Raw genomic sequence first — 688 nt, 5'->3', positions numbered from 1 at the left:
AGTCGTAAAATCAAATGAGTTTCGTGCAACATTTGTTGAGGGAATCGGAGAGAGACCTCCTGAGGATGTAGGAGGAGAAGGGGGATATGAGGGATATCTCCGAATTATGGCAGATGCAAACCACCCAGAATATGAGTACATGAAAGAATGGTCCGATAATCAAAAGGAAAGAAACATAAGCCAGGAAAAGATTAATCATAGACTTAAGCATGTAATTAAAGGTTATCGATATACATATTTTTTGTGATTAGATTGAAAAGGTAGTATCTTACTCACAAACCATTATGTTTCGAGGAAAATTGCAGTGCGGTCAAAAGAAGAAAGTATCCGTAATTATCAATTAAAGGATACATAAAATCTTTATTTAGCCAAAGGTCTATACTGATTTGCCACACATGCCAAAATCACCTGCTTTTTTAGTCAAAAATCAAAATCCAGGGCTTAATCAAAAAGCATTTGGAAGAACAATCACCAAAGGGATGCACGGTAAAAGTGACACTTCAAGATACAGGTAATCCATTCTTAACCCCAATCGATAATCTGATGATTCAAAAAGCGGCTGAAGCCTATGAAAAGGTTTATGGGAAAGCACCTGTTTATAAAAGAGAAGGGGGCTCGATTCCGATTGTATCGGATTTCAACCAAGTCCTAAATTCTCCTGTTGACTTAATGGGATTCGGCTTGACAG

General features: G+C 37.5%; 1 protein-coding gene and 1 pseudogene. Both read left to right on the top strand.

The features are described 5' to 3' along the window. Nucleotides 1-247 (top strand): plasmid pRiA4b ORF-3 family protein (locus tag CHI06_RS26885; protein WP_142301030.1); only part of this gene is annotated, 247 nt, incomplete at its 5' end. A gap of 245 nt (nucleotides 248-492) precedes the next feature. Next, nucleotides 493-688 (top strand): annotated as a pseudogene (locus CHI06_RS26880) (peptidase M20); the annotation flags it as partial.

Origin of the sequence: Bacillus sp. 7884-1 (genome assembly GCF_002272245.1) — a bacterium.
Classification (GTDB): Bacteria; Bacillota; Bacilli; order Bacillales; family Cytobacillaceae; genus Neobacillus.
This window is presented reverse-complemented; position numbering and strand designations above follow the sequence as displayed.